Annotated in this window: 20 protein-coding genes; 12 read left to right on the top strand and 8 right to left on the bottom strand. The window is 67.2% G+C overall.

From position 1 onward, the window contains the following. The first annotated feature begins 68 nt into the window (after positions 1-68). From VGK20_07595 to VGK20_07585, 3 genes are read left to right on the top strand one after another with little or no spacing between them, the layout of a single operon-like run. The gene (locus VGK20_07595) at positions 69-1,826 is read left to right on the top strand and encodes a thiamine pyrophosphate-binding protein (protein HEY2773900.1); all 1,758 of its coding nucleotides are present in this window, start codon (positions 69-71) and stop codon (positions 1,824-1,826) included. Positions 1,827-1,829: 3 nt separating this feature from the next. After that, a complete protein-coding gene (locus tag VGK20_07590; GenBank protein ID HEY2773899.1) occupies positions 1,830-2,807 on the top strand; it encodes an SDR family oxidoreductase in 978 nt (325 codons plus the stop codon). Then, positions 2,797-3,654 (top strand): SDR family oxidoreductase, encoded by an 858-nt coding sequence (locus VGK20_07585; protein HEY2773898.1) that lies wholly within the window; start codon positions 2,797-2,799, stop codon positions 3,652-3,654. Before VGK20_07590 ends, VGK20_07585 begins: the two co-directional genes overlap by 11 nt. Positions 3,655-3,659: 5 nt before the next feature. On the opposite strand, the gene VGK20_07580 is transcribed toward VGK20_07585, so the two are convergent. The 3 genes from VGK20_07580 to VGK20_07570 all read right to left on the bottom strand — a co-directional run bounded on the left by VGK20_07580 (position 3,660) and on the right by VGK20_07570 (position 7,494). Then, entirely contained in the window at positions 3,660-4,865 is a 1,206-nt protein-coding gene (locus VGK20_07580; protein ID HEY2773897.1) for an aspartate aminotransferase family protein, read from the bottom strand. Continuing rightward, a complete protein-coding gene (locus tag VGK20_07575; GenBank protein HEY2773896.1) occupies positions 4,862-6,253 on the bottom strand; it encodes an acyl-CoA reductase in 1,392 nt (463 codons plus the stop codon). The genes VGK20_07580 and VGK20_07575 overlap by 4 nt, the downstream gene beginning before the upstream one ends. A gap of 110 nt (positions 6,254-6,363) precedes the next feature. Continuing rightward, positions 6,364-7,494, bottom strand: coding sequence for a hypothetical protein (locus tag VGK20_07570; protein ID HEY2773895.1), 1,131 nt, complete (start codon positions 7,492-7,494; stop codon positions 6,364-6,366). Between the two features lie 98 nt (positions 7,495-7,592). Here VGK20_07570 and VGK20_07565 point away from each other — a divergent pair, with 98 nt between their 5' ends. Next, positions 7,593-7,946, top strand: a complete 354-nt coding sequence (locus VGK20_07565) for a tetratricopeptide repeat protein (protein ID HEY2773894.1) — start codon at positions 7,593-7,595, stop codon at positions 7,944-7,946. 66 nt (positions 7,947-8,012) lie between these two features. Here the strand turns inward: VGK20_07565 and VGK20_07560 are convergent, their stop codons facing one another. Then, complete coding sequence (locus VGK20_07560; protein ID HEY2773893.1) at positions 8,013-8,336, bottom strand: hypothetical protein; 324 nt, start codon at positions 8,334-8,336, stop codon at positions 8,013-8,015. Between the two features lie 197 nt (positions 8,337-8,533). On the opposite strand from VGK20_07560, the gene VGK20_07555 reads away from it, so the two are divergent. Beyond that, positions 8,534-9,328, top strand: a complete 795-nt coding sequence (locus tag VGK20_07555) for an SDR family oxidoreductase (protein ID HEY2773892.1) — start codon at positions 8,534-8,536, stop codon at positions 9,326-9,328. Between the two features lie 77 nt (positions 9,329-9,405). Here the strand turns inward: VGK20_07555 and VGK20_07550 are convergent, their stop codons facing one another. Both VGK20_07550 and VGK20_07545 read right to left on the bottom strand, forming a co-directional pair. Beyond that, positions 9,406-11,019: an O-antigen ligase family protein gene (locus VGK20_07550; protein ID HEY2773891.1), complete on the bottom strand. Its 1,614-nt coding sequence runs from the start codon at positions 11,017-11,019 to the stop codon at positions 9,406-9,408. Between the two features lie 149 nt (positions 11,020-11,168). Continuing rightward, positions 11,169-12,158: a ferritin-like domain-containing protein gene (locus VGK20_07545; protein ID HEY2773890.1), complete on the bottom strand. Its 990-nt coding sequence runs from the start codon at positions 12,156-12,158 to the stop codon at positions 11,169-11,171. Between the two features lie 188 nt (positions 12,159-12,346). On the opposite strand from VGK20_07545, the gene VGK20_07540 reads away from it, so the two are divergent. From VGK20_07540 to VGK20_07510, 7 genes are all read left to right on the top strand, one after another. Continuing rightward, positions 12,347-13,333: a hypothetical protein gene (locus VGK20_07540; protein ID HEY2773889.1), complete on the top strand. Its 987-nt coding sequence runs from the start codon at positions 12,347-12,349 to the stop codon at positions 13,331-13,333. 91 nt (positions 13,334-13,424) lie between these two features. Beyond that, entirely contained in the window at positions 13,425-14,957 is a 1,533-nt protein-coding gene (locus VGK20_07535) for a DUF1800 family protein (protein HEY2773888.1), read from the top strand. Between the two features lie 10 nt (positions 14,958-14,967). Next, positions 14,968-16,473: a DUF1501 domain-containing protein gene (locus VGK20_07530; protein HEY2773887.1), complete on the top strand. Its 1,506-nt coding sequence runs from the start codon at positions 14,968-14,970 to the stop codon at positions 16,471-16,473. A gap of 212 nt (positions 16,474-16,685) precedes the next feature. Further along, a complete protein-coding gene (locus tag VGK20_07525; GenBank protein HEY2773886.1) occupies positions 16,686-17,339 on the top strand; it encodes a glutathione S-transferase family protein in 654 nt (217 codons plus the stop codon). Between the two features lie 212 nt (positions 17,340-17,551). Next, positions 17,552-20,902 (top strand): adenylate/guanylate cyclase domain-containing protein, encoded by a 3,351-nt coding sequence (locus tag VGK20_07520; protein ID HEY2773885.1) that lies wholly within the window; start codon positions 17,552-17,554, stop codon positions 20,900-20,902. Next, positions 20,889-22,271, top strand: a complete 1,383-nt coding sequence (locus VGK20_07515) for an MATE family efflux transporter (protein HEY2773884.1) — start codon at positions 20,889-20,891, stop codon at positions 22,269-22,271. Before VGK20_07520 ends, VGK20_07515 begins: the two co-directional genes overlap by 14 nt. A 101-nt stretch (positions 22,272-22,372) precedes the next feature. Then, entirely contained in the window at positions 22,373-22,942 is a 570-nt protein-coding gene (locus VGK20_07510; protein HEY2773883.1) for a TlpA disulfide reductase family protein, read from the top strand. Positions 22,943-22,984: 42 nt separating this feature from the next. On the opposite strand, the gene VGK20_07505 is transcribed toward VGK20_07510, so the two are convergent. Then, positions 22,985-23,623 (bottom strand): ion channel, encoded by a 639-nt coding sequence (locus VGK20_07505; GenBank protein ID HEY2773882.1) that lies wholly within the window; start codon positions 23,621-23,623, stop codon positions 22,985-22,987. Positions 23,624-23,770: 147 nt separating this feature from the next. Continuing rightward, complete coding sequence (locus VGK20_07500; GenBank protein HEY2773881.1) at positions 23,771-25,024, bottom strand: cytochrome P450; 1,254 nt, start codon at positions 25,022-25,024, stop codon at positions 23,771-23,773. Positions 25,025-25,132: the final 108 nt, after the last annotated feature.

The following is a 25,132-nucleotide window of genomic DNA, read 5'->3' as shown; positions in this document are numbered from 1 at the left end:
TGGAATGAACATTGCTTCATTCGCCACAGGCGCCGCGGTCTGGATCGCCGCGCCGGGGAGGCAGCGCGATGTCCGAGACCACCGGTGGCGCGATCATCGCCGGAATGCTCCGGCAGGAAGGGGTCGAGAAGTTCTTCGGTATCGTCGACGGCACTTATACCCAGCTCTTCGCGCACTGCGTGGAGCTCGGCATCGAGATGGTGTCGCCGCGCCACGAAGCGGTCGCTGCGCACATGGCGGGCGCGTGGTCGCGCCTGACGGGAAAGCTCGGCGTCTGCATCGCAAGCAACGGCCCCGGCGTCGCGAACATGCTTTCGGGAGTCGCGGTCGAGAACGCTGAGGGCAACCGCGTGCTGCTGATCACCAGCTCGCGGCGCAGCGGCATCACGTATCCGGATCGAGGCGGCACCTACCAGTGCTTCGACCACGTCGCGGTCATCCGCGGCATGTCGAAATGGTCCGAGACGGTTTCGTCGTTCTCGCGCCTCGGCGAATTGATGCGCCAGGCGCTGAGGGTCTCGTACGAGGGCCGCCCCGGCGTCGTGCACCTCGACGTGCCGGAGTCGATCCTGAACGGCAGCGGCCCCGCGTGCGCCTTCGAGCTTCCGCGTCGCTATCGATGCTGCGAGCCGTGCGAGCCGAGCCTGGATTCTCTCGAGAAAGCAGCAGAGCTTCTCGCGGCGGCCTCGCTCCCGGTGATTCACGCCGGCGGCGGAGTCATCCATGCCGGAGCCTTCGCCGAGTTGGCCGAGGTCGCGGCCCTGTTGCACTCGCCGGTGACGACGTCGTGGAGCGCTCGCAGCGCCTTCGTCGAAACTTCGGCGCTTTCGTGGCCGATGCCGCACATCGAAGCCTGCACCCGCCTTCGCAACCAGGCAGACGTGATGCTCGTGCTCGGATGCGAGCTCGGCGAGACCGACTGGTGGGGCAAGCCGCCGTACTGGGCGCCGGCTGCGCGCCAGAAGATGATCCAGGTGGACGTCGACGCGGCGTGTCTCGGGCGCAACCGTCCGGCGGAGCTGCTCGTGCACGCCGACGCGCGGCGCTTCCTCGCGCGCCTGGCGCCGCTGCTGAAAGAACGCGTCGCATCGATGCCGCTGGAGGCGCGGCGCGCCGCAGTCGAGCATCTTTCCGTCGACAAGAAGAAAGACCGGGCCGCCCTGGACAGCGTGCTCGACAACCGCGCCAAGCCGATGATCACGGGGCATGTCCCGGCATCATGCCGTCGCGTCTTCGACGACGATGCGGTGTTCGTGTTCGACGGAGGCAATACGGCGGTCTGGGGCCATTTCTTCACCGAGGCGCGCTCGCCGAACTCGATGCTGCATACGGCGCACTTCGGGCACCTCGGGGCCGGCGTCGGCCAGGCGCTGGGTGCCGCGGTGGCGCTGCCCGGCCGCCAGGTGTGCTGCATCATCGGCGACGGTGCGATGGCGTTCCAGATGCAGGAGATCGAGACCTCGGTGCGCTGCGGCCTGGCGCCCGTGTTCGTCGTCTGCTGCGACCGCCAATGGGGCATGGTGAAGATCAACCAGATGATCGCGCTCGCCCAGTCGCGCGCCGCGCTGCCTCATGCGCTCGGACCGGACGGAGACGGAACCATCAATACCGATCTCGGCGAAATCGAATGGGACAAGGTGGCGGTCGCGATGGGAGCCCATGGCGAGAGGGTCTCGGATCCGGCCGATCTCGATGCGGCGCTGCGACGCTGCCTCGCAACGGGCCGTTGCTCGGTAGTCCACGTCGACGTCGAGCCGACCGCGCACCTGTTCGCGCCCGGGCTCCAGCATTTCAAGGACATGCACCAGGAACCGGCAGGAGGCTGAGCGATGAAGGAAACACTGCCCTATCGATCGATCGCGGTCACCGGAGCCTCCGGCTACATCGGCGAGCAGCTCATCCGTGCCCTGGCCGACGACCGCCGCGGCATCGAGACCATCGTCGCCTGCGACATTCGCCTTCCTGCCAGGGAGCAGCGCATCGCGGGCGTGGAGTACGTTCGCGCAGACGTCTGCCGCGACGATTTCGGCGAATTGCTCGGCCGCCATCGCTGCGATCTCGTCGTGCACCTTGCCGCGATCGTCAACCCCGGGCGCGGCATGAGCCGCGAGCTCGAGTACGAAGTGGACGTCACCGGTACCGCCAACGTGCTGTACGGATGCATCGCTGCGGGCGTGCGCAAGATCATCTACACGAGCAGCGGCGCAGCGTACGGATACCACGCCGACAACCCGCAGGTCCTTCGCGAGGAAGACCCGCTGCGCGGCAACGAGGAGTTCGGGTATTCGCACCACAAGCGTCTCGTCGAAGAGATGCTCGCCAAGTGGCGCAGCGGCCATCCCGGGCTGCTCCAGCTCGTGCTGCGTCCCGGCACCATCCTCGGCGCCACGGTGCACAACCAGATCACCGACCTGTTCGACGCCGCCTTCGTGATCGGCGTGCGCGGAGCGCAGACTCCGTTCGTCCTCGTCTGGGACGTCGACGTCGTCGGCGCCATCCTCCACGGCATCCACGAGGGCGGAACGGGGATCTACAACCTTGCCGGCGACGGTACTCTCGGCATGGCCGAGATCGCGTCGCTGCTGAAGAAGCGTTACGTGCCGTTCCCGCCGGCGCTCATCCGGGAGGGTCTTCGCGTCCTGCACGCGGTGGGCCTGTCGCGATATGGACCCGAGCAGGTGGGCTTCCTGCGTTACCGTCCGGTGCTCGACAACCGGCGACTGAAGGAAGAATTCGGCTACGTGCCGCGCAAGACCACGAGGGAAGTGTTCGACCTGTTCGTCGAGGCGCGGGCCCATGCGGCGTGATTTCCATGCAAGAGTCGTCGTCGTGACCGGAGCCGGGTCGGGAATCGGCGCGGCGCTGGCGCGCCGGTTTGCGGCCGCAGGCGCGCACGTCGTGCTGCTCGACCGCGACGAGCACGCTGCCGCACAGGTGGCCGGCACGATCGTGGATGCGCGCGGGCGCGTCGTCGCGCGTCGCTGCGACGTAACCAGCGAAGACGACTGCCGCGCCGCCATCGGCGAAGTGATCCGCGAGTTCGGCGGCATCGATGTGCTCGTCAACAACGCGGGCATTACGCACCGCAGCTGCTTTGCCGAAACGGACGCTGCGGTATTCCGCAGGGTCCTCGACGTCAACGTCTTCGGCGCCCTCTACTGCACGCAGGCCGCGCTGGCGAGCATCGTCGAGCGCCGCGGCCTCGTCGTCGTCACCAGCTCGATTGCCGGACTGGCGCCGCTGTACGAGCGCAGCGGCTACGCAGCCAGCAAGCATGCGCTGCACGGAATGTTCGAGTCGCTGAGAGCCGAGCTTTCCGGGACCGGTGTCGACGTGCTGATCGTCTGCCCGGGGTTCACGCGCACGGGAATTGGTGCCGCAGCGCTGGACGCGCACGGCCGTGCTGCGCTTCATCCCCGGTCCACCATCGGAAGGATCGCGGATCCCGATTCCGTTGCCGCGGCCGTCTTCACGGCAGCGCAGCGCGGGCGTCGTCTGCTCGTGCTGACTGCCGTTGGCAAACTGACGATGCTGCTGCACGCCCTTGCGCCCGCTCTTTACGAGAAGCTCATGACGCGCAGCATTCGCCGCGAGATTGCGCGAGCGGCAGCGCACGAACCTCTCGGGCGGGGCACCAGCCCGGCGGGGGCCTGACGGCGTTACGCGACGCGCGAGAGCGCCCGCTCCATCTTCAGCGTCGCTTCATCGAGCTCCGCCTCGTGGATGACCAGCGGCGGAGCGAGTCGGACGACGCGATCGTCGTGAAGAGTCCAGCCGACCAGCAGCCCTTCGCTGCGGCATTGCTGCGTGAACTGCGCCGTCCGCTTCGGCGAATCCATCTCGATGCCGATGAGCAGCCCGGCGTGGCGAACCTCGCGCACGGCCGGCGCCGCAAGTCGACGCCGCAGCGCTTGTGCGAATGCGGTTCCGAGGCGCTCGGCGCGGGCGGCGAGATCCTGCTCGACGAGAACCTCGAGAGCCGCAAGGCCGGCTGCGCAGCAGACCGGGTGACCGCCGAACGTCGTGACGTGCGACAGCGCAGGATCGTGCGACAGCGCGCGCATCAGTCGCCGCGACGCAACGAATGCACCGAGAGGAAGGCCGCCGCCGAGAGCCTTGGCGAGCACGAGCACGTCGGGCACCACGGCTTCGCGCTCGAATGCGAACAGCCGTCCGGTACGACCGAACCCGGTGAGCACCTCGTCGAATACGAGAAGCGCGCCGACTTCGGTGCAGCGCTGGCGAAGTGCCGCAAGCCAGCCTGGCTTCGGCAGGATGACGCCGGCCTCGGCCTGCACCGGCTCGACGATCACGCAGGCATAGCGCTCGTCGATGCACAGCAGCGCATCGAAGTCGTTGTAGTCGATCCTGGCGACGTCGCCGAGCAGCGGCTCGAACGGCGTCCGATACAGCGGGTTGCCGCCGACCGACACCGACCCCATCGTGTCGCCGTGGAATCCGCCGTTGCACGAGAGCAGCCAGCGCCGCCCGGTCGCCTTGCGGGCAAGCTTGAGTGCCCCTTCGACGGCTTCGGTGCCGGAATTGGTGAAGTAGACGTTGTCGAGCGTCGCCGGCAGCAGCCGCGTGAGCATGCGTGCCAGCGCCACCTGGGCGTGCTGCACGACCTCGCCGTACACCATCACGTGAAGGTGTTTGCCCGTCTGCTCGCGGATCGCGTCGAGAACGCGCGCATTGCCGTGACCGAGCGCGGCCACGCCGATTCCGGCAAGAAGATCGAGGTACTCGCGGCCTCCGGCCGTGCGGATCGTCGAGCCGCTGGCGCTCTCGACGACGAGGCCGAGCGGCGAGTCGGAAGTCTGCGCGACGTTGCGCAGGAAGGCGGCGAGCTGCTCGCCCGGGCTCAAGCCCCGTCCTCGACTCCGCGCCACTCGAGAAGATCGGCAAGGCGCCGCTGCCCGTCCTGGGCCCAGCCGATCGGCGGCTTCTGCATCTGGCCCGGCTCGCAGATCCACGTTGCCCCGAGCTGCGAGAACGTCGATTCAAGGTCTTCCCACGCGCGATGCTCGCGAACCAGGCCGAGTCCGACACCTGCAAGCGGAGCGGATGCAGCGCGCAGCCGCAGCGTGAGCTCGGCGCGATCGGCGACCGAGGCGACGACGACACAGCGCAGCCCCGGTCCGCCTGCCGCCGGAGCCATCGGCCGGTAGTGCACGATCCACCCGTCGCTGCGGCCGCGCAGAAGGTGGCCGCCGCCCTCGCGCAGACTCACCATCTCGCACGCGTCGATGAATGCGCGGCGCCGCGATTCGCAGCCGAGATCGCGCGGAATGCGCGGGTGCAGCGCTTCGATGCGGCTCAGCTGGATGCCGAGCAGGCGGGCGAGCCGCTCGGCGCGGCGCGACGGTCCTTCGACGAAGATCACGTGCGGCGTGAGGCACCCGAGGCCTTCGTACTGGATGATGTCGGCGGCAAAACCTTCCTGCCACTGGTCGGTGTCCGATTCGCGAGGAATGACGCCGACGCTGATGCGCGTGCCGCGCGTGACGATGGGACGGCGCGGGTGACGCGAGACGATGGTGCGCATCGTCGAGTCGGAGCCGGAGAGCTCGACGCGGTGGGCAACCTCGAAGATCAGCTTCTCCATGCCCATGTCGCCGGCGCGCCACGAAGCGGGCACGACCATCGCGGCAAGGTCCCTCGAGAATTCCGACAGCGTCGCGACGAAGGCGGCGGTCAGCCACGGCTGCCGCTCGCTGTCGCGCACGACGCAGACCGAGCGCGCGAGCAGCGCCGAGACGATTGCCGGGATCGACTGGCCCGGAACGTTTCCGGCCAGCGAATGAAAAACGACGCGGGGACCGAGCAGGCGGCAGCGCCGCCCGCTGCCGAGGTCGACGCCGCGTTCGAGCGCTTCGGGAATGGCGACTTCGTCGGTAACGAGACGCGTCAGGGCATCTTCGGTGACGACGCCGAAGATCGAGTCGAGGCCCGTTTCGATCATCGTGCGCGGAAGGCCGAGGTCCCGCGCGAGAAGGGGAAGCAGGCGGGTGCGCGGCGTGTAGTGAAGCTGGGTCCACGCCGTTGCGGCCGCCGCGAGGATCTCGATGATTTCCGCGGTCGTCATCGATTCGATGACGCGGCCGCGCGCGCGGCCGCCTTCGAGGATCGCCCGCTCCAGCGCGGAGGCCGTAGCCGCCGTCGTGCCGGACAGCGCGGAAACGACCGGGTCGCGCAGCGCGCGTGGCGGCTGCTGCGCTGCTCCGGGAATCTCGCCTGGAATCGTAGTCTTCACCTGATTTTCTCGGGGACAGTCCCCATTCCATCGGAATGACGGGGTCAGACCCCATTACATCCCGGTCATGGGGTCAGACCCCATGACATTCATTGCATTCCCAATCCGGCTCAATCCGATAACACGGACATCAGCTGGCTGCAGCCGCGCGTTTCGCTTCCTTCCGCCCTGCCGAGCACCTCGAATCCCGTGGCAGTCTCGACCCCGACGTCGAGGGTCTGCACCGCCGTGACGGCGTCGCAACTGGCGAGATCGACGTGCCGCAGGAGGCCGCGCTCGCCTCGCGGCAGCGGCTCCAGCGTCACCGGATCGACGACGACGGTGCGGGTCCAGCGAGGACCGGTCTTGGCACGGGGGCCGAGGCGTCCGGACCAGCGGCTGCGCAGCGCATCGTCGTAGAACTGCGAGACGAGCTCAGTCATGCCGTACTCCCCGGTGCAGAGATAGGTCGGAATGTGCAGGAATCGCCAGGCGGCGTGCAGCAGCCCGCCTCGCGACAGCGTGCGGGCCCCCTTGCTGCCGCCAGTCTCGACGAGGCGGCTGTCGGCGGGAAGCCGCAGCGCAAGCCCGCGTGCACGCAGAGTTTCGAACACCGCGGTCATCGTGGAGCGAAGCGCGAGCAGCAGAACGGGCCTCGTTGCGGCGGCGGCCTGCTCCAACGACGAAACCGTCGCGTCCAGATCGAGGTTTCCGTCCGCGCCAAGCATGCACGCAACGCTGCACCGGTCCCCGTCGCGCGCGGCGACGGCGTCGGCGACGAAGCTGTACATGTGCCCGAGCGAGGACTGGGGGTGGGTGGCCGCCGTCGGTCCGAGCACGAGCACCGACATCACCCCCGGATTGTCTGGCAGCACCATTGCCCGGAACATTGCCAGCGACGATCGCCGGTACAGATCGTAGCTGCGCGGGCCGAGCGCGCGGTGGCTCCTTCGCCCCGGTCCGGCAGTAGTGCCGCTGCTCGCGAAAACGACGGAACCCGCGTCTTCGGCGACCCCGAGGTCTTCCTTGAACAAGTCGGCCGGCGCCGCTGGAATTTCGTGCCAGTGCCGGACGCAGGCGGGATCTACGCTGCGCAGCTCGCACAGGCGCCGGTAGAGAGGGATGCGCTCGTACTGGTACTCGAACACTTCGAGCGCAACGGCGCCAAACTGCGCGTCATCGCGAGTATCGGGCCCATCGGCAACCACACCGGATGCAATCGATTCGTCGATGAATCGCTCGGCCGTCTCGATTGCCGTCACGGTATTTCCCTGCGACGGATGCAGCGGAGCCGGTAGCGGCGGCGATGCCCCGCCTGCGCGTGCATTGCTCCAGCAAGAGGCCCGGGTAACCTCGCACCGTGAGCGATCCCGCCGACGCCCCCGACATCGAGGACCTGTTCTTCGAAGGCAGCGACCTGCACGGCGAAGGACGCCACGCCGAGGCGCTCGATCGTTTCGAGCGCTGCCTCGCGATCGACCCCGACTACGTCGATGCGCTGCTCGGAAAGGCGATGGTCCACCTGGCCCGAGGACAGTTCGACGACGCCATTGCGTGCGGGACGCGCATCGTCGAGCTGACGCCCGATGACGTGCTCGCGTACACGAATCTTTCGATGTTCTACCAGAGGGCGGGCCGCATCGCGGATGCCGAGGCGGCGGCGGCCAAAGCCAAGGTCCTGGACTGGAAGAGGACGATCGGCGGCAAGCCCTGACAAACGAGAGGGGCCGGGCTTGCAGGAAGCCCGGCCCCTCCGTTTCGAACCGTGCCTTGGGTCCACTTACTCCGTGGCAGGAGCGGCGGCCGGCGCAGCAGCTGCGGGCGCCGCAGCGGGTGCGCTGGCCTTGGCGGCCTTCTCGCAGACTTCCTTGTCGCGCTGGATCTTGGCGAGCTTGGTGCTCATCGTCTCGCGCTCGTTCTCGAGGTCGACGATGCGGTCCTGCTTCTGCTTGACGGTCACGCGCAGCTCGACGGCGTCCTTGTACTGGAGGTAGGCGGCAGTGTAGCCCGCTCCAAGGAGTGTGAGCCCGACGACGAGCCGGGTGGCGGCCTGCCAGGCCTTTTCCCGGAGCTCCTCTTGAGGCGTCTTGCTGAGATCGGTCATGGTTCCTCTCCTTCGTAGCGGGGGAGTGCGGGCGCCGGAGGCGGCGTCGCTGATACCGGGGGGCTATAGCAAACCGGCCGAGTACGTCCAACCGGGAAAGGCTCCAGCAACGTCGAGGGTTTGCGGCCCGGGACTTCCCCCTCTACCGTCGTTTCCGTTCGAGGGACTGCCGAGGGGTAGCCAAGGCGGCCGCAGCCATGAACGCAGGGACGAAACAGTGGGCGCTGGTGCTGGGGGCCAGCAGCGGCTTCGGAGCAGCAACGAGCCGGGCGATGGCCTCGCGAGGCATCCACGTCTGCGGCGTGCACCTGGACCGGCGCTCGACGATCGCGTCGGCCGTCGCGACCCGCGAGGCCTGCGAGGCATCGGGAGTCGAGACCCTGTTCTTCAATTCGAACGCAGCCGATCCCGACAAGATCCGCGAAGTGATGGATGCGCTGGCGGCGCGCTGCGAGCCCGGATGTCTTCGCGTGCTGTTTCACTCGCTGGCCTTCGGCGCGCTCGTGCCGCTGGTCGGCGAGAACGCAAAAGCGTCGGCGACGGCGGCACAGCTCGCGATGACTCTGGACGTGATGGCCGGCTCGCTGGTGCCATGGACCCAGGAGGCGGTGTTCCGCGGCCTTGCCGGCCGCGGAACGCGCATCTTCGCAATGACATCGGCAGGCTCGGCCCGCGCGATGCCGTCGTACGGGATGGTCTCGGCAGCCAAGGCGGCGCTCGAAGCGCTGGTGCGCCAGCTCGCGGTCGAGCTCGGTCCGCGCGGGATCACCGTCAATGCGCTGCGCGCCGGAGTCACCGACACGCCTGCGCTGCGCAAGATTCCCGGGCACGATCACATGATGGAGCTGGCGACGCGCCTCAATCCCGGCGGGCGCCTTACCCGTCCCGACGACGTCGCCGGGCTGGTTTCGCTGCTTCTCGAGCCGCAGGCTTCGTGGGTTTCGGGCTCCGTCATCGCCGTCGACGGCGGCGAGGACGTCTCGGCGTCCTGATCGCCCGCGAATCCTGTCGGGGATTGTCTCCATGACAGGAATGCGGGGAGGACTGTCCCCAACAGCCAGCCGCGGCCTCAGGCGCCGGTGCGCGCCATGCCGAGAAGCACCGGGCGGCGCGAAGCCATGTCTTCCTGTTTGCCGAGACCGCCGAGACGGAACGGCTCCGGAATCTTTCCGGTGGTCGCGTACTCCTCGTGCAGGTGGATCAGCGACAGCGAGATGCCAATCAGGATGAAGAAGAAGTCGTGGTACCACATGTCGGCGAACAGCGAGAAGAACATGAAGCCGATCAGCACCGTGCGCATGCCGGCCACCAGCCAGCCGAGCTTCATCGGCCCGAAGCGCGCTTCGTATTCCCAGCGGATCTCGTTGATGCGCAGGAACGTGTACGCGAACAGCGTCAGGTAGAGAAAAAATACCGTGAGTCCGCCCTCGGCGAGCGCCCACAGGTACGAGTCGTGCGGAGGGCCGACGACGCCGAACGGGTCGACCGCGGCGCGCTCCTCGTCGAAATTTCCGATCCCGACTCCGAACGCAGGATGCTCCTGGAAAATCATCAGCGCCGATTGCGCCGTGCGGAAGCGGCCGCCGAGAGAGCCGGTGGCCGCCACGCCTTCGTCCTCGACGACTTCGGAGCGCACCTGCAGCTTTTCGAGCCGTTCGGCGGTCTCGGCCGGCAGCACGAGGTCGAGGATGCTCGTCTGGTAGCCGAGCTGCACGACTACCGCGAAAACGATCCCCGCCAGGCCGACGATCTTGCGGTAGCTGAACTTGTCCTCGAGCAGAACGATCAGCACGAACAGCAGCAGGTTCAGCATTCCGGAGCGGGAACCCGTCAGCGGGATCATGACGAACGTGAGGGAGCACAGCGCTGCCCAGAGCGGATAGAGGATCGGCCACTTGATGGCGCGCCGGCCGTACCACATCAGCGTCAGCACGAGCAGCGCGAAGTACGACAGCTTGTTCGGATTGCGTCCCGCGTAGACCGCGCCGCCGGCGTCGGACATGGTTCGCAGCCGGCCGGTTCCCCAGCCGGCCGCACCAGCCCCGAGGCTGACGCTGAAGTAGGTGACCAGCATCGCGACGACCAGGATCAGCACGACCCCGGTCAGGTCACGGTTGGTGCGCATGAAGTAGACGAACAGCAGCAGGAAGATCAGGCGCGTGATGTACTTGGTCGCCATGTCGCGCGTCGACACGAGCGCGGGGCCCTGAGCGCGGTTGCTCGTCTCGACCTTGACCTCGGACTTCTGTTCGATCAGCTCGGAAGCGCCGGTCTGTCCGGTGTACGTGTTGCTCGAGATGATCAGCGACATCGCGATCACGAGGAACAGGAAGAACGGCTTGAACTTGAGCGGCCACCAGCGGCCGTCGCGGATCATCTCGAACAGCATCAGCGGCACGAGCAGCAGCCCGAGCATGTTGTTGATCGTGATGTTGCCGGCGCCGCGCAGCGCCTCCGGATACGTGAACAGGAACGTCGTCATCAGGATGAAGACGCCGACGACGGGTTTGCGCAACAGCACGACGAGGCCGATCAGGCCGACCATCGCGCCGACGAGGTAGAAGCCGCCTCCCGTCCACGCCGACAGGTACGAGACGAGGATCAGGGCGAGCAGGCCGGTAGCCAGCAGGATGCGGATGAACAGGCCCTGGGACTGGGCTCCTCGGGCTGGAGCGGAGGCCATCATTCGTCGTTACCGGGGAGCTGCGGGGCCGGGGTCGTCGCGCCGCCGGCGCGAGCTGCCCTGGATGCCAGTACCAGCCGCCAATCCCCGGCGGCATGGTAGACCGGCCGTCGGGCGACTACCAGTTCTTTGCTTGCTTCGCTTCGGCCTCATTCTCCGTCTGGGCCTGCGCCTCCCCCCGGCGGCCGCCAGGGCTCCTCCCGGCGAGCAGCGGGCTCATCCTGGCGAACAGCGGGCTGAACGCCAGGCCAATTTCCGGCCAGGGCGGCGACGGCTTCGAGCTCCTCGTCGGTAAAACCCGCCTCACGCCTCAAGGCGACCGCCCCGGGGTCGCCGGCGGGCTGCGGCCGGCCGCGAAAATGGCGGGAGATTGCCGCGCAAAAGGCCGGAGCCGGAGCCAGCCCGCGCTCCCGGCACAGCTCGTGGAACCAGCGCGACCCGGTGCGCACGTGGCCGACCTCGTCGCGCAGCACGACCTCGAGGATGGCGGCGGTCGCGTCGTCGCCGTGTTCTTTCAATTTGAGGATCAGGCCCGGCGTGACGTCGAGGCCGCGCGCCTCGAGAACGCGTGGGACCAGTGCCATGCGATCGAGTACGTCGCTCGTCGTCGCTTCGGCCGTCTGCCAGAGTCCCGCGTGGGCGCTCATGCGGCCGTAATCGCTGCCGAGATCGCGAAGCCGCTCGCGCAGCATCGAAAAGTGCGTCGCTTCCTCCGCCGCGACCCGTGCCCAGTCGTCGTAGAATTCGCGCGGCATCGACGCGAAGCGCCACACCGCGTCCCACGCAAGATTGATCGCATTCCATTCGATGTGTGCGATGGCGTGCACGAACGCCGCGCGCCGGGCCGTCGATCCGAAGCCGCGCCGCGGCACGCGCGCGGGGTCGGCGAGAACCAGTCCGTGAGGCAGACCCGGTTGGGGAGGATGCGTGGCTTCGGCGAGCGAAGCATCGACATCCAACGCGATCTCCCCTCGCCGCCATGCGGCGAACACCTGCGCCGTTCGCGACACCTTGACGTCGAGATCGCGTTCTTCGAGGCAGTCGCGCGCCGCAGCGCGAAGCTCCCGAGCAGCGCCAGCGCTTGTCGACGCCGGTGCTTGCTGCGCCGCTCGCGTCAGCAATGGGGGAGAGTCGGGCATTCGGTTACGGCTTAACGCGTGCACAGCGCGCGGCGCGCGCGCGATTCGTGCAACACTGCACGAGGATTCGTCGCAAAACCACCTTGACGCCCCGGCACCGTGCTTCCAAGATCGCAGCAGGATTTCCGGGGGCGGCGGCCTGTCAGGGCCGCGACGAAAATCCTGAGTTGCCTGTCTTCGGGGGACCGATGCACCGTTCCTGCATCACGCTCGCTGTCGCCTCGCTCCTCGCGCTGGCGACGGCCACAGCCGCACGCGCGACGCTGATCGGAGGCGGAGGAAGCCCGTCCGGCGATTGCGTGCTCGCGCTCGACGTCGACGGTGCCAACAAGCCGGCGGCGCCGAAGATCCCGAAATCGGTCGACTGCGTCGACGGCGATTCGACCTGCGACGCCGACGGCCTTCGCAACGGGCGCTGCGAGTTCCCGCTTCGCCTTTGCGCCAACTCGACGTCCTTCGACAGCTGCACGAGCGACACCGCGTATTCGGTCGTCGTCGACCACGCGGTCGACAACGGCATCGACCGCCGCTTCGACACCGATTTCCAGGCGCTGCAGTCGCGCACGGCCGCACTCAACCTGCCGACGATGGCGCCCGACCGCTGCACCCTGACCAGCTCGATCACCGTCAAGCTGCGCGGCCCCGACAGCTCCAACGTAATGAAGCTGAATCGCAAGGTGCTGCGCATCACGACCGATGGTGCGACCGCGTCCGGACCCGTCACCGACGTCGACACCGTCAAGTTCACGTGCCGTCCCGAGGGAGACGGCGTCTATCTTCCGACCGACCTTTACACCGGCACCTTCGACCGCATCAGCCAGCAGGTTTTCGCACAGACCTGCGCAGTGGCCGGCTGCCACGACTCCAACAGCCACACGGGCAATCTCATCCTGCTGCCGGGCTCGGCATATTCGAACCTCGTCGGTGTGACGCCGGACAATCCTTCCGCGTCCATGGATTCGTCGCTTCACCGGGTGACGCCGGGCGATCCATCGAAGAGTTTTCTCTACCTCAAGATCACCGGGAACCTGCTGCCGGACTACGGCGTGCAGATGCCCAAGGACAAGCCTGCGCTGGATCCGTCTCTGATCGAGATGATCCGGCTGTGGATCATCGGCGACATGACCAACGGACAGGCACCGGAGACCGGCTGGGTACCGGGCACCGACCAGTAGGACACGAAGCGGGCGGATCGCCGCCCGCGGCAGCATAGCGGGCGGCACGTCGCCCGCGTCGAATGGGAAAAAAAGAACGGGAGGAGACCTGATGGCAGTCTGGAACTTCGAGAATGCGGCCCATCTCCTGCGCCGTGCCTGCTTCGGCGGCACGAACGCGGAGATCCAGGCCTTCCTGCAAAGCCACAGCTCGGTCAGCGATGCGGTGGACGACATCCTGTCGTTCACCGGATCGAACAAGAGACCGCCCACGGGCGGGCGCGACTTCTACAAGGCGAAGCTGAAGCAGAAGCAGTGGTGGCTGAAGACGATGCTCAAGGCCACCAGCCCGCGCGATGCCCTGCGCGAAAAGATGACGCTGTACTGGCACGGCCACCTCTGCTCGGGCTTCATCAAGCAGCCTGAGGCATCGTACATGGCCACGCAGAACGGCCTGTTCCGGCGCTATGCCGGCGGCAATTTCCGCGAGCTGGTGCGCGACTTCAACCGCGATCCGGCCAACCTCTATTACCTCGACGGCATCTCGAACTATGCAACCGACGACGGTATTCACGTCAACGCGAACGAGAACTTCGGTCGCGAGGTGATGGAGCTGTTCACGCTGGGCATTTCCCAGCTGAAGGACGACGGCAGCAACGATCCGGCCTATCCCAACTACACCGAGGGCGACGTGCACCAGCTCGCGCGCGCGCTGACGGGTTGGGTCAACATCGAGAAGAACGTCGGCGTCTGGCAGAGCTATGCCTGGGACGGCGGCCAGTTCGACGACAACGGCGACGACATGCCGGACCCGATCACGATCTTCGGAGTCCAGAACAACAACTTCAAGATCGGCGCCGACGTGGCCGGTACCGCCGACGACGTGCTCAAGCTGATTTTCTCGCGCACCGACAGCGTCGGGAACGTCCAGGCGGCGATGCATCTTTGCGTCAAGCTGTGGACCTACTTCGCGTACCCGCCGCCGGTGCCGGGACTGAAGACGACTCTGGCCGGTTTCGCGGCGACGCTGGTCGCCAGCGACTTCGAAGTGATTCCCGTGCTCCGTGCGATGTTCAACAGCGAGGAGTTCTACAGCGACACCGCCAAGACGCGTACCGTGCGCAACCCGGTGGACTACATGATCGGCCAGTTCCGCGCCCTTGGCGTCAAGAGCGACGGCAAGACGCTGAACGACTCGGAATACCTCGTCGACATGCTCGCCGACATGGGCATGGAGCTGTTCGAGCCGCCCAACGTCGCCGGCTGGCCCGGCGGCAAGCGCTGGATCACGACCGGTACCCTGGTCAGCCGTCTCGACTTCTCGCGGCTGCTGGCCGAGGCCGACGCGGGCAAGACGTTCCTGGACATCTCGACGATCGTGCCGGTCGGCAGCAGCACGACCGATCCGGGCACCTGCGTCGACGCCATCATCCGCCGCGTCGGGCTCGATGATGCGGATCCGGCGACGTACCAGGGCGGCGTCGCGCTGACGAGCGCGCAGCGCACGGCGCTTCTCAATTTCATCACCGACGGCGGCAGCAAGTCCCAGCTGGATCTGAGCGATGCGTCGAAGGACGACGCGCGGATCCTCGTGCGCGGAACCATCGCGCTCGTGCTGCAGGCGGCCGAGTCGCAGATCTTCTAGGAGCAGGACAATGGCTCTTACACGCAGGCAATTCCTCAAGAACACCGCAACGCTCGCCGCGGGTGCCGCCGCGGCCCCGGCGATGAAATGGCTGCCCGGCACCGGCGTCGCGTATGCGTCCGGGCCTTCGGACGCGATCGTCGTGTTCCTCGAGCTTTACGGCGGCAACGACGGCCTGAACATGGTGTATCCGCTCGACGGCAACCAGAGGCTCAAGTACGAGGAGTACCGGCCGACAATGAGGGCGCCGAAGGTCGGTGATTCGCTGTCGGACTGGACGACCGCGGGCTTCGATACGAGCGATGGCGTCCTTGCCATCGGCGCCGACTCGAACCTGGATCACTACGCGCTCAATCCGGCAATGAAATCGCTGCACGACGTTTACAACGACGGCAACCTGGCGATCGTCCCCGGAGTGCATTACCCGTTCACCGACTACTCGCACTTCCGCAGCGAAGTCATCTACTACACGGGCGACCCTGTCGGCACGGCGGGGCTCGGGTGGATGGGCAAGTACTTCAACCTCATGAACTTCCAGCCGACCGACGTGCCGGCAGTGATGATCGGAGACGATTACAATCCGCTGTTCACGCCGACCAACACGAGCCTGTTCGCGTTCAACTCACTGAGCGAGCTGCGCTTCCCCGCCGGAAGCCACAGCTCCCAGCGCTCGGCGACGTTCACGTCGATGTACGGCGACAGCGCGCTGTCCGATCCGAATGCGTTCCCCGAGCTCGTCAACATCGGCAATACCGGCGTGGCGGCGGTGGACACGTTCCACGAGTACTACCAGCCCGGCTCGGCCACCGGCAAGGTCGAAAAGCTGCTGATCGATTCGGACGGCAACTACGCGTCCTACAACGACCTGGTCTGGGCTTCGCCGCTCAACCCGTCGACCGGACAGTTCGCCCAGAACTACCTGACCGACGACCTGCGGCACGTCGCGGCAGTGATCCGCTCGAACGTCGGCGCCCGCTTCTTCCATGTCGCGATGGGAGGCTTCGACACGCACAGCAACCAGGAACAGGACCTGTACCACTCCAACCTGCTGTTCAACGTTTCGGAGGCGATCGCGGCGTTCTGGCGCGAGATGCAGTCGACGGTCACGCTGCCTGCGGGCTACGCAGGCGACGGCTACCTGACCGGCGATCTTTCGAGCAAGGTGCTGATCTTGACGCTGTCGGAGTTCGGCCGCACCAACAAGCAGAACTCGAGCGACAAGTCGTCGGCGGGCACCGACCACGGGCGCTCGGCGCCGCAGTTCGTCGTCGGCTCGTCGGTCATCGGCGGGATTCACGGCCAGTATCCTTCGCTGCAGGATCCGGACCTGGACGACGACCTGAGGATGAGCCATGACATCCGGGACTACTTCGGGACGGTCCTGGACAAGTGGCTGAACGTTGCCGTTTCCGACATCGGGCCCGGGCCGGGGAAGCTGTTCTCGACGACGCCGGCCCCCGGTGACGACCTCGGCGAGACGTATCTCTCGTATACTCCGGTTGGCTTCCTGCCTTGAGGCGAACCTGACCGCTCCCCTGGGCTGATTCAGCCCGGGAACGAGGCACCCGCCGCCGCGGCCAGCGCGGCGGCGGGTGCATTTTTTTTTGGCTCAGGCACGACAGTGCCGGACTCAGGCATCGTGGCGCCCGCCCGGGATCAGCGCGGTCTGCAGTATTCGAGCAGCGCTGCCCGCACGTACGGCCGGTGCCTGAGCGCCGCGGAGGAGGCATGAGCGACCTGGTTCTCGTGATCGGCAACTACAATCTGTCGTCGTGGTCGCTGCGCCCGTGGCTGCTACTGCGGTATTTCGAAGTGCCGTTCGAGACGTTGCGCATCGAGCTGGAAGTGCCGGACGACAAGCCGCCTCACGTCAAGGCCGCGATCCGCGCGAAGTCTCCGTCAGGTCGCGTGCCCGCGCTCCAGCACTGCGAGTTGACGGTCTGGGATTCGCTGGCGATCGCCGAGTACGTGAGCGAGTTGTTCCCCGACCGGCAGATGTGGCCCGCCGATCGATCGGCGCGTGCCCTTGCGCGCGCCGTCAGTGCGGAAATGCATTCCGGGTTTTCCGATCTTCGCCACACGATGTGGATGAACCTCACCGCCAGGGTAAAGCTCGGCGGCGTTTCGAAAGCCGTCGGCGACGACGTGCGACGCGTCCAGCAGATCTGGACCGACTGCCGCACGCGGTTCGGCCACGGCGGGCCGTTCCTGTTCGGACGCTTTTCGATCGCCGATGCGATGTACGCCCCGGTCGTTTCGCGATTCACGACGTACGGCGTCGAGACCGGCGACGTCGGCCGGCGCTACATGGACGCGATCTGGCAGGTTCCGGCGATGCAGCAGTGGCTGGACGAGGCCCAGCGCGAAGTCGCCGCAACCTAACAGGTCAGGCCCCCGCGATTCCCGCCGGTTGCGAGCCGGAGAGCGGCAGCCACCACACCATCGCCACCATCGCCCCAAGGCGTGCAGTGCGCGCCTTTTGTCTTGTGTGCGAGACGGCGCGATGATGCCCCGCCTTTCGGAGCCGCGCTCGCTGGCTCGCGCCGCACGCGGCTTGCCGGGCAACGCCCGGAGAGGCTGGGGAGACCGAGGCGATGCGATGTCCGCAGTGCCAGTTCGACAACCCTGAAGCAGCCAAGTTCTGCCAGGAGTGCGGGACCGCGCTGACGCTGCGCTGCGCGAGCTGCGGCACCGCGCTGGCCGCGGGCGCCAAGTTCTGCGTCCACTGCGGCAAGCCGGTCGGTGCCGCTGCGGCCTCTCCGACCCCGAGCACGTACACGCCGCGTCACCTCGCCGAGAAGATCCTGCGCTCGCGGCACGTCGTCGAAGGCGAGCGGAAGCAGGTCACCGTGCTGTTTGCCGACGTCAAGGAGTCGATGTCTCTGGCCGAGACCGTCGACCCCGAGACCTGGCACCGGATCATGGACGAGTTCTTCGAGATCCTGTCGAACGGGGTGCACCGTTTCGAAGGAACCGTCAACGTCTACACGGGCGACGGCATCATGGCGCTGTTCGGCGCGCCGATCGCGCACGAAGACCACGCGCAGCGCGCTTGCTACGCCGCGCTGGCGCTGCTCGACGACCTCGCGAAGTACTCCGAGACGCTGCGCCGCGAGGAAGGCCTCAACTTCTCGGTTCGTCTCGGCATCAACTCGGGCGAAGTCGTCATCGGGCGCATCGGCGAAGACCTGCGCATGGACTGGACCGCGCAGGGACACACGGTCGGGCTGGCCTCGCGCATGGAGCAGCTCGCGGCGCCCGACAAGTGCTACCTTTCCGAGCACACTGCCGCGCTGGTCGGCGATTACTTCGTGATCCGCGACCTCGGGCCTTTCAAGGTCAAGGGCGTCAGCGAGCCGATGCGCGTGTTCGAGCTGCAGGGAGTCGGGCGCCACCGCACGCGGCTGGATGTCTCGCGCTCGCGCGGACTGTCGCGCTTCGTCGGCCGCGCCGACGAGATGAAGCGGCTGGAGGCCGCCATCGAGAGCACCCGCGCGGGCAATGCGCGCGTCGTCGGCGTCGTCGCCGAGCCGGGCGCAGGCAAGAGCCGGCTGTGCTACGAGTTCGTCGAGAAGGTCACGCGCGCCGGTGTGCCCGTGCTGACCGGCCACTGCGTGCCGCACGGCGCGATGATCCCGTTCCACCCGGTGATCGAAGTGCTCAACGCGTATTTCGGCATCGAGGAGAACGACGCGCCGAAGGCAGCGCGCGAGAAGATTGCCGGCCGGATGCTGCTGCTCGACGAGAACATGCGCTCGAGCCTGCCGCTGATCTTCGATTTCCTCGGCGTGCCCGATCCGGAGCGGCCGGTGCCGCCGATGGATCCCGAGCCGCGCCGCCGCATGCTGTACGCGGCGTTGCGGCGCACGCTGGAGACCGGCAGCAACAAGGACGCGGCAGTCGTCCTCGTCGAAGACATGCACTGGATCGACGGAGCCAGCCTCGCGTTCTTCGGCGACATGATCTCGGTGCTGCCCGAGAGCTGCGAGATGATCTTGATGAACTACCGGCCGGAGTTCCAGCCGCCGTGGGCCCGGGAGCGGTGCTTCGAGCAGATCGCGCTCGAGCCTCTCGGGCCGGCGGAAGTCGGCGAGATCCTGCGCGACCTGCTCGGCAGAGACGCGTCGGTCGAGCCGCTGGCGGCCAATATTCAGCAGACGACGGCCGGCAATCCGTTCTTCGTCGAGGAGCTGGTGCACGCGCTCGTCGAGGCGGGGAGCCTCGAGGGCAAGCGCGGGGATTACAGGCTCGTGCGTCCCGTCGAGGACATCATCCTGCCGCCGACGGTGCACTCGGTGCTGGCTGCGCGCATCGACCACCTGCCCGAACGGCAGAAGGAGGTGCTGCAGAGCGCTGCCGTGATCGGCAAAAGGTTCTCGCTGGCCGTGCTCGAGCGCATCGTCCAGGGCGACAAGGACGAGCTGCGCGCGGCGCTGGACGCGTTGTGCGAGCTCGGCTTCCTCTACGAGCGCGAGGTCTACCCGGCGGTGCGTTACGCATTCCAGCACCCGCTCACGCAGGAGGTCGCGTACCGCACCCAGCTCACCGACAAGCGCCGCGCGCTGCACCTGACGATCGCGCGCACGCTGATCGAGCTCGAGCCCGAAAGGCGCGACGAAAATTCGGCGCTTCTTGCGCATCACTGGGAGTCGGCGGGCGAGTGGCGCGAGGCGACGCAGGCGTATCGTCGCGCTGCCGAAAGAGCCAGCTCGGCCGAGCTTCGCGAATCGCGCGTGCACTGGGCGAAGGTCATGGAGCTGTTCGATCATCTCGAGCCTTCGGCCGAGACGACCGATCTGGCGCTGGCGACCACCGAGGGAATGCTGAGCCTGTGCTGGCGCCTCGGTCTCGGCGCCGAGGAAGCCAATCGCATCTACGAGTGGGGCAAGACCCAGACCGCCCACAGCGACAGCAACGAGACGCGAGCACGCCTGACCGGCGCGTACGGCGGCTGGTACGTCTTCATCGGAGAGATCGACAGGGCGCTGGCGCTGTACGACGAGGCCGTCTCGCTGCTCGGCGAGACCACCGATTTTCGCCTGCGCACCCAGCTCGCCAGCCGCCGCGCCTACGCATGCCTGCTGGCGGGAAAGCTGAGGACGGCGCTCAAGCTGACGCGCGAAGTGATCGAGGTGATGGGCGATGAGTCGCCGCGCGCGGAAGTCTCCATCGGCGACTGGCTCTTCATGAGCGCGTTCAGCGGGCTGGTGCTGACTTACCTCGGGCGTCTTTCGGAATCGGGCCGCATCATCGACCGCTGCCTGCAGCTCGGCGTCGAGGCCGGCGATGTCGGGGGCAGCAACGCGATCCGTGGCTTCGGCGTCACGCACGCGTGGTTCACCGGCGATGCGGTGACCGCGTGGCAGCACGCGCGCTCCCAGATCGATTTCGCAGAACGAATCGCGAGCCCCGCGATGCGTGCCGGCGCTTACGATTCGCTCGGCATCGCCCACCTGCTGCGCGGCGAGTGGGAAGACTCCGTGCGCTGCCTCGAAAAAGCTCTCGGGATCGCAAGAGAGACCGGTACGTTCCTGCAGGCCGAGGCTCTGGTGCTCGCGAACATGGCCGACGCGTACCGCGGCTGGGGAGAGTTCGACCGTGCGATCGTCGTCGGGCGAGAGGCGGTCGAAGTTGCGCGCACGCGGCGCACGCGCATGCACGAGTGCCGCGCGAGCCTGCTGCTCGGTCGCGCGCTGGTGGCGCGCGGCGAGGCCGACGACCTCGATGAGGCAGAACGCGCGCTCGGGGATGCTCTCGCGATCGTCGAAAGGACGGAGGCGAGGGCCTACGAGCCGTACGTGCGTGCCGAGCTGGCCGCACTGGCAGCGGCGCGCGGCGACGAGAGCGCGCGGCGGCGCGAGACCGCGCACGCCGCAGCCTTGTTCCGCGACATCGGCGCCGAGTCGCGCGCGGTCGAAGTCGAGGCCGCGCATGTCGCTGCTTGAGGCGGCGCCGGCTCTTCCCCGTTCAGGCGCTGCCGCCAGGTACCGGCTGACGGCCGAGCAGCGGCGCATCGTCACGGCGCTCGCCTATCCGATCATCGGCGCGATGGCCTCGCAGAACGTCGTCAACCTCGTCGACACTGCGATGGTCGGCCAGCTCGGCGACAAGGCGCTGGCCGCTGTCGGGCTGAGCAGTTTCGTCAACTTCATGGCGGTCTCGTTCATGATGGGGATGTCGTCGGGAGTGCAGGCGATGTGCGCGCGCTGGAGGGGCGCCTCGCGAAGCGGCGAGATCGCCAAACCGCTCAACGGCGGGCTGCTTCTGGTTGTCGCCATCTGCCTGCCGGCCACCGTGGCCCTGCTTGCGGCCACGCCGAAGATCCTCGCGGCGCTGGCTCCCGAGCCTGCCGTTGCCGAGACGGGAACGGCCTACCTCCAGTACCGTCTCCTCGGAATGACGGCCGTCGGGATGAACTTCTCGTTTCGCGGCTACTGGAACGCGATGAACATGTCGCGGCTGTACATGGCGACGCTGGTCTCGATGCACCTGGTCGGCATCGCGCTGAACTGGGTGTTCATCTTCGGCCATCTCGGCGCTCCGGCTCTTGGTGCGCGTGGCGCGGGGCTCAGCAATGCGATCTCGGTGTGGGTGGGAACGGCGCTGTATTTCGCACTGGCGTGGTACCACGGGCGCGGCGAGGGTTTTCTCCAGGGACTTCCGTCACGCGCGACCATGCGCACGATGCTGGCGATCTCGGTTCCCGCCGGGCTCCAGCAACTGCTGTTCGCGTCCGGAATGCTCGCGTTGTTCGCGATTCTCGCGCACGTCGGCACCGCATCGGTGGCTGCGGGCAACGTGCTGATCAATTTGACCCTCGTCGCGATCCTTCCGGCCATCGGGTTCGGACTGGCGGCGGCCACGCTGGTCGGACAGGCTCTCGGCGAAGGGTCCGTTGCCGATGCGTACGCGTGGGGTTGGCGCGTCTCGCGTTTTGCCGCAGGATTCGTCGCGGTCCTTTCGATTCCCGCGCTCGTTGCCCCGGACCTGCTGCTGATGCCGTTCCTGCACGATCCGGCGACGCGGGAGCTGGCGGTCTGGCCGTTGCGCATCGTCGCGCTCTGCGCTCCCCTCGATTGTGTGTCGGCCGTGCTGATGAACTCCCACCTCGGGGCAGGAAGCTCGCGTACCGTGCTCGTGGTATCGGTGCTGACGCAGTGGGGTCTGTTCCTGCCGGTAGCCTGGCTGCTCGGCGTACGGCTCGGCTTCGGCCTGGTTGCAATCTGGCTGGCCCAGTCGCTGACCAGAATGATCGGCGTTACGCTGTTCGCGCAGAGTTGGCGGCGGCGCGCGTGGGCAAGGGTATCGATGTGACGGGAAACATTCGTACGGCCGCCGGGCCGCTTTTTTTTGTACTTTTGCTGGCAGGTACCGCTTTCTTCCCGCCGGCCGCCGCTGCGTCGCCATTGCAGACGATGACGAGCGACGACGACGGCGCAGGCAATTTCGGGCCGCTCGTGCTCGAGGATCTTTCGGGCCGCCGCGCCTCGCTCGCTTCGCTGCGCGGCAAGGTCGTGCTGCTGAACTTCTGGGCGACCTGGTGCCAGCCCTGCGTCGCGGAGCTGCCCGTGCTGGCCGATCTCGCGCGGCGCTATCACGAGCGGGGCCTGGTCGTCGTCGCGGCTTCCCTCGACGACAAGAGCGCACGGGCGGCCGTCGAACGCGTCGCAGGTTCCATGCCCGAGGGAGTGCAGGTCTGGATCGGCGCGACCAACGATGACATGCAGCGGCTTCATCTCGGTGCGGCAGTGCCGGTTACGGTGCTGATCGATCGAAACGGCGGCGTCCGCGCGCGCGAGCGAGGGACGCTTGCGCAAGGCCAGCTGGACGAGAAAGTCGAAAGCGCGCTCGGCCAGGCCTCGCCTCACAACCGCTTCGAAGGCGCGACGCAGGCGCGACTGCGCGGACCGAAGGATGCCCGTCCGGCGCCCGCTGGAACTCCCTGTGCCGCACGGCTGATTGCAGTCGCAGCGCCAGGCGCGTAGCGGCGGCCGGCCGCAAGCCCGGCGCGAGGCCGTGATCGGGGCTTACTGCGGCCTCTCGTGATGCCTGCCCACGAGCAGCGCCACGGTGATCGCAATATAGAGGACGCCGATCATCGCCTCGACTGCCGCGAGCATCCTGGCCAGGCCCCACACCGGAACGATGTCGCCGTACCCGACCGTGGTCAGCGTGACGATGCTGAAATAGAGCAGGACGCTCGGGTGATCGCCGGCCGGGGCACCGCCGGTCACGAACGAGCCCGGCCTCAGGGTCTCGATGACCTGGTACATCGCGAACCACAGCAGCGCCAGGAACAGGTAGCCGCTGGCGGATGCATACAGGTGTCCGTCCGAAATCGTTTTCGCTTCGAAAAGATGCACGAACATCGCGCGGACTGCGAAGCCGAAAAAGAGCGTCAGTGCGCCCCACTGAAGGGCCTGCAGGATCGGCGTCGCTTCGGCATAGTCGATCACGCGAAGCACGAATGCCACGCCGAAGAGAATGGACATCGGCAGCGTCGGCCCTTCTTTCACGGACACGCTGAGCATCGCGAGCAGAAGCGCCATCCCGAGGATCATCGCGAAGACCGACCGGTTGAGGGTACCCTGGTCGAGCAACGGGTAGACGATGATCAGGAGTACGAGGTAGACGAGGAGAAGAAGGTCGTGTCGTCTCTGGAACATGCAGGCCCCGCTGCGGCGCCGGCTGCCGCGTCGTCATTAGCGCAGTTCGGGCAATGTTTTGCCAGTGTCCGCGGGCGGTGCGAGGTAGCTTACGCAATCCTGCCATGCGCGCGCCGGCGCGGCGCCACGCAGCAGAATCGGTGCGGATCAGGCCGCCGCGCGAAGCCGGTAACGAATGGGCATTCTCTTGATGCCGCCGACGAAGCTCGATCTCAGGCGCTCGACGGGACCGATCAATTCCACCTGTGCCAGTCGCGGGATCAACGTCCGGAACGCCGAGCGCAGCTCCAGGCGCGCAAGGTTGGCGCCGAGGCAGACGTGCTCGCCCATCCCGAAACCGACGTGCGGGTTGGGGTCGCGATCGACGCGGAAGCGGAACGGATCCTCGAAAACCTCTTCGTCGCGGTTTCCCGACGGGTAGAACAGCGTCATGTTCTCGCCGGCGCGGATCGTCTTGCCGCGCACCTCGACGTCGCACTTCGGCGTACGGCAGAACTGGATCACCGGCGAGGTCCAGCGAACGATCTCTTCGACCGCCCGGTCGATCAGCGCTGGATTTCCCTGCAGCTTCTCCAGCTCCGACGGATTCTGCAGCAGGGCGAGCAGGCCGCCGGTGGTCGCGTTGCGCGTCGTCTCGTTACCGGCGACCACGAGCAGGAAAAGGTAGCTCAGCAGCTCGAACGGCGGGATTTCCTCGTCGTCGACCTTGCCCGTGGCCAGCACGGTAATGATGTCCTGGCGCGGGTTCCTGCGCCGGTCGTCGACCAGCCCGGCATAATATTGGAAGAGCTGCAGGCGCGCTCGCTCGGCCGTCTGCTCGGCAGTCTCGCCGGCCACCTGGTAGTCGGGGTCGGTCGCGCCGATCACTTCGTTGGTCCAGCGGAACATCAGCTCCCAGTCGGCACGCGGGACGCCGAGGAGGTCGGCGAGCACTGCCAGCGGAAGGCGCGCCGAGAACAGGCGCACGAAATCGCCCTCGGTCTCGCGTCCTCCGTCCATGATCTCGTCGAGCAGCTCGTGGGTGATGTCGTCGACGCCCCGCTTCATGCGCTCGACGGCGCGCGGCGTGAAATGGCTGCTGACGACGCGGCGATACTTCGCATGCTCGGGCGGATCCATGTTCAGCAAGTGGCGCGCGGGATAGTCTTCGTCGTCGGGCCGGTCGAATTCGGGAAAGACGGCCAGGCGCGGAGCATTCTGGAAGATCTCGGGGTTCTTGGAGATCCGCACGATATCGTCGAGCCTGGTGACGGCCCAGAACGGCAGGATCCCCGGCCTTTCGTACCAGAAGACCGGCGCCTCGCGTCGAAGCAGCTTCCACGCGTCGTGCGGATAGCCGTTGTCGGCGTAGGTCTGGTCGCTGATGATGTCGATGCTGTCGAGAGTCAGCGCATCGGCCATGTGTCCCACCTCGCCGCCCGAACGGGGCGACGTCGCTGCGTAGCCGGAGGATCTTTCGTAGGCAATCGCGACACTGCAGCCGCCGCGCTGCGCGATCGGCGGAGCTTG

The organism is Candidatus Binatia bacterium (genome assembly GCA_036493895.1).
Classification (GTDB): Bacteria; Desulfobacterota; Binatia; order UBA1149; family CAITLU01; genus DATNBU01.
The sequence above is the reverse complement of the archived record's forward strand: the minus strand, read 5'-3'. Positions and strand labels throughout refer to the sequence as shown.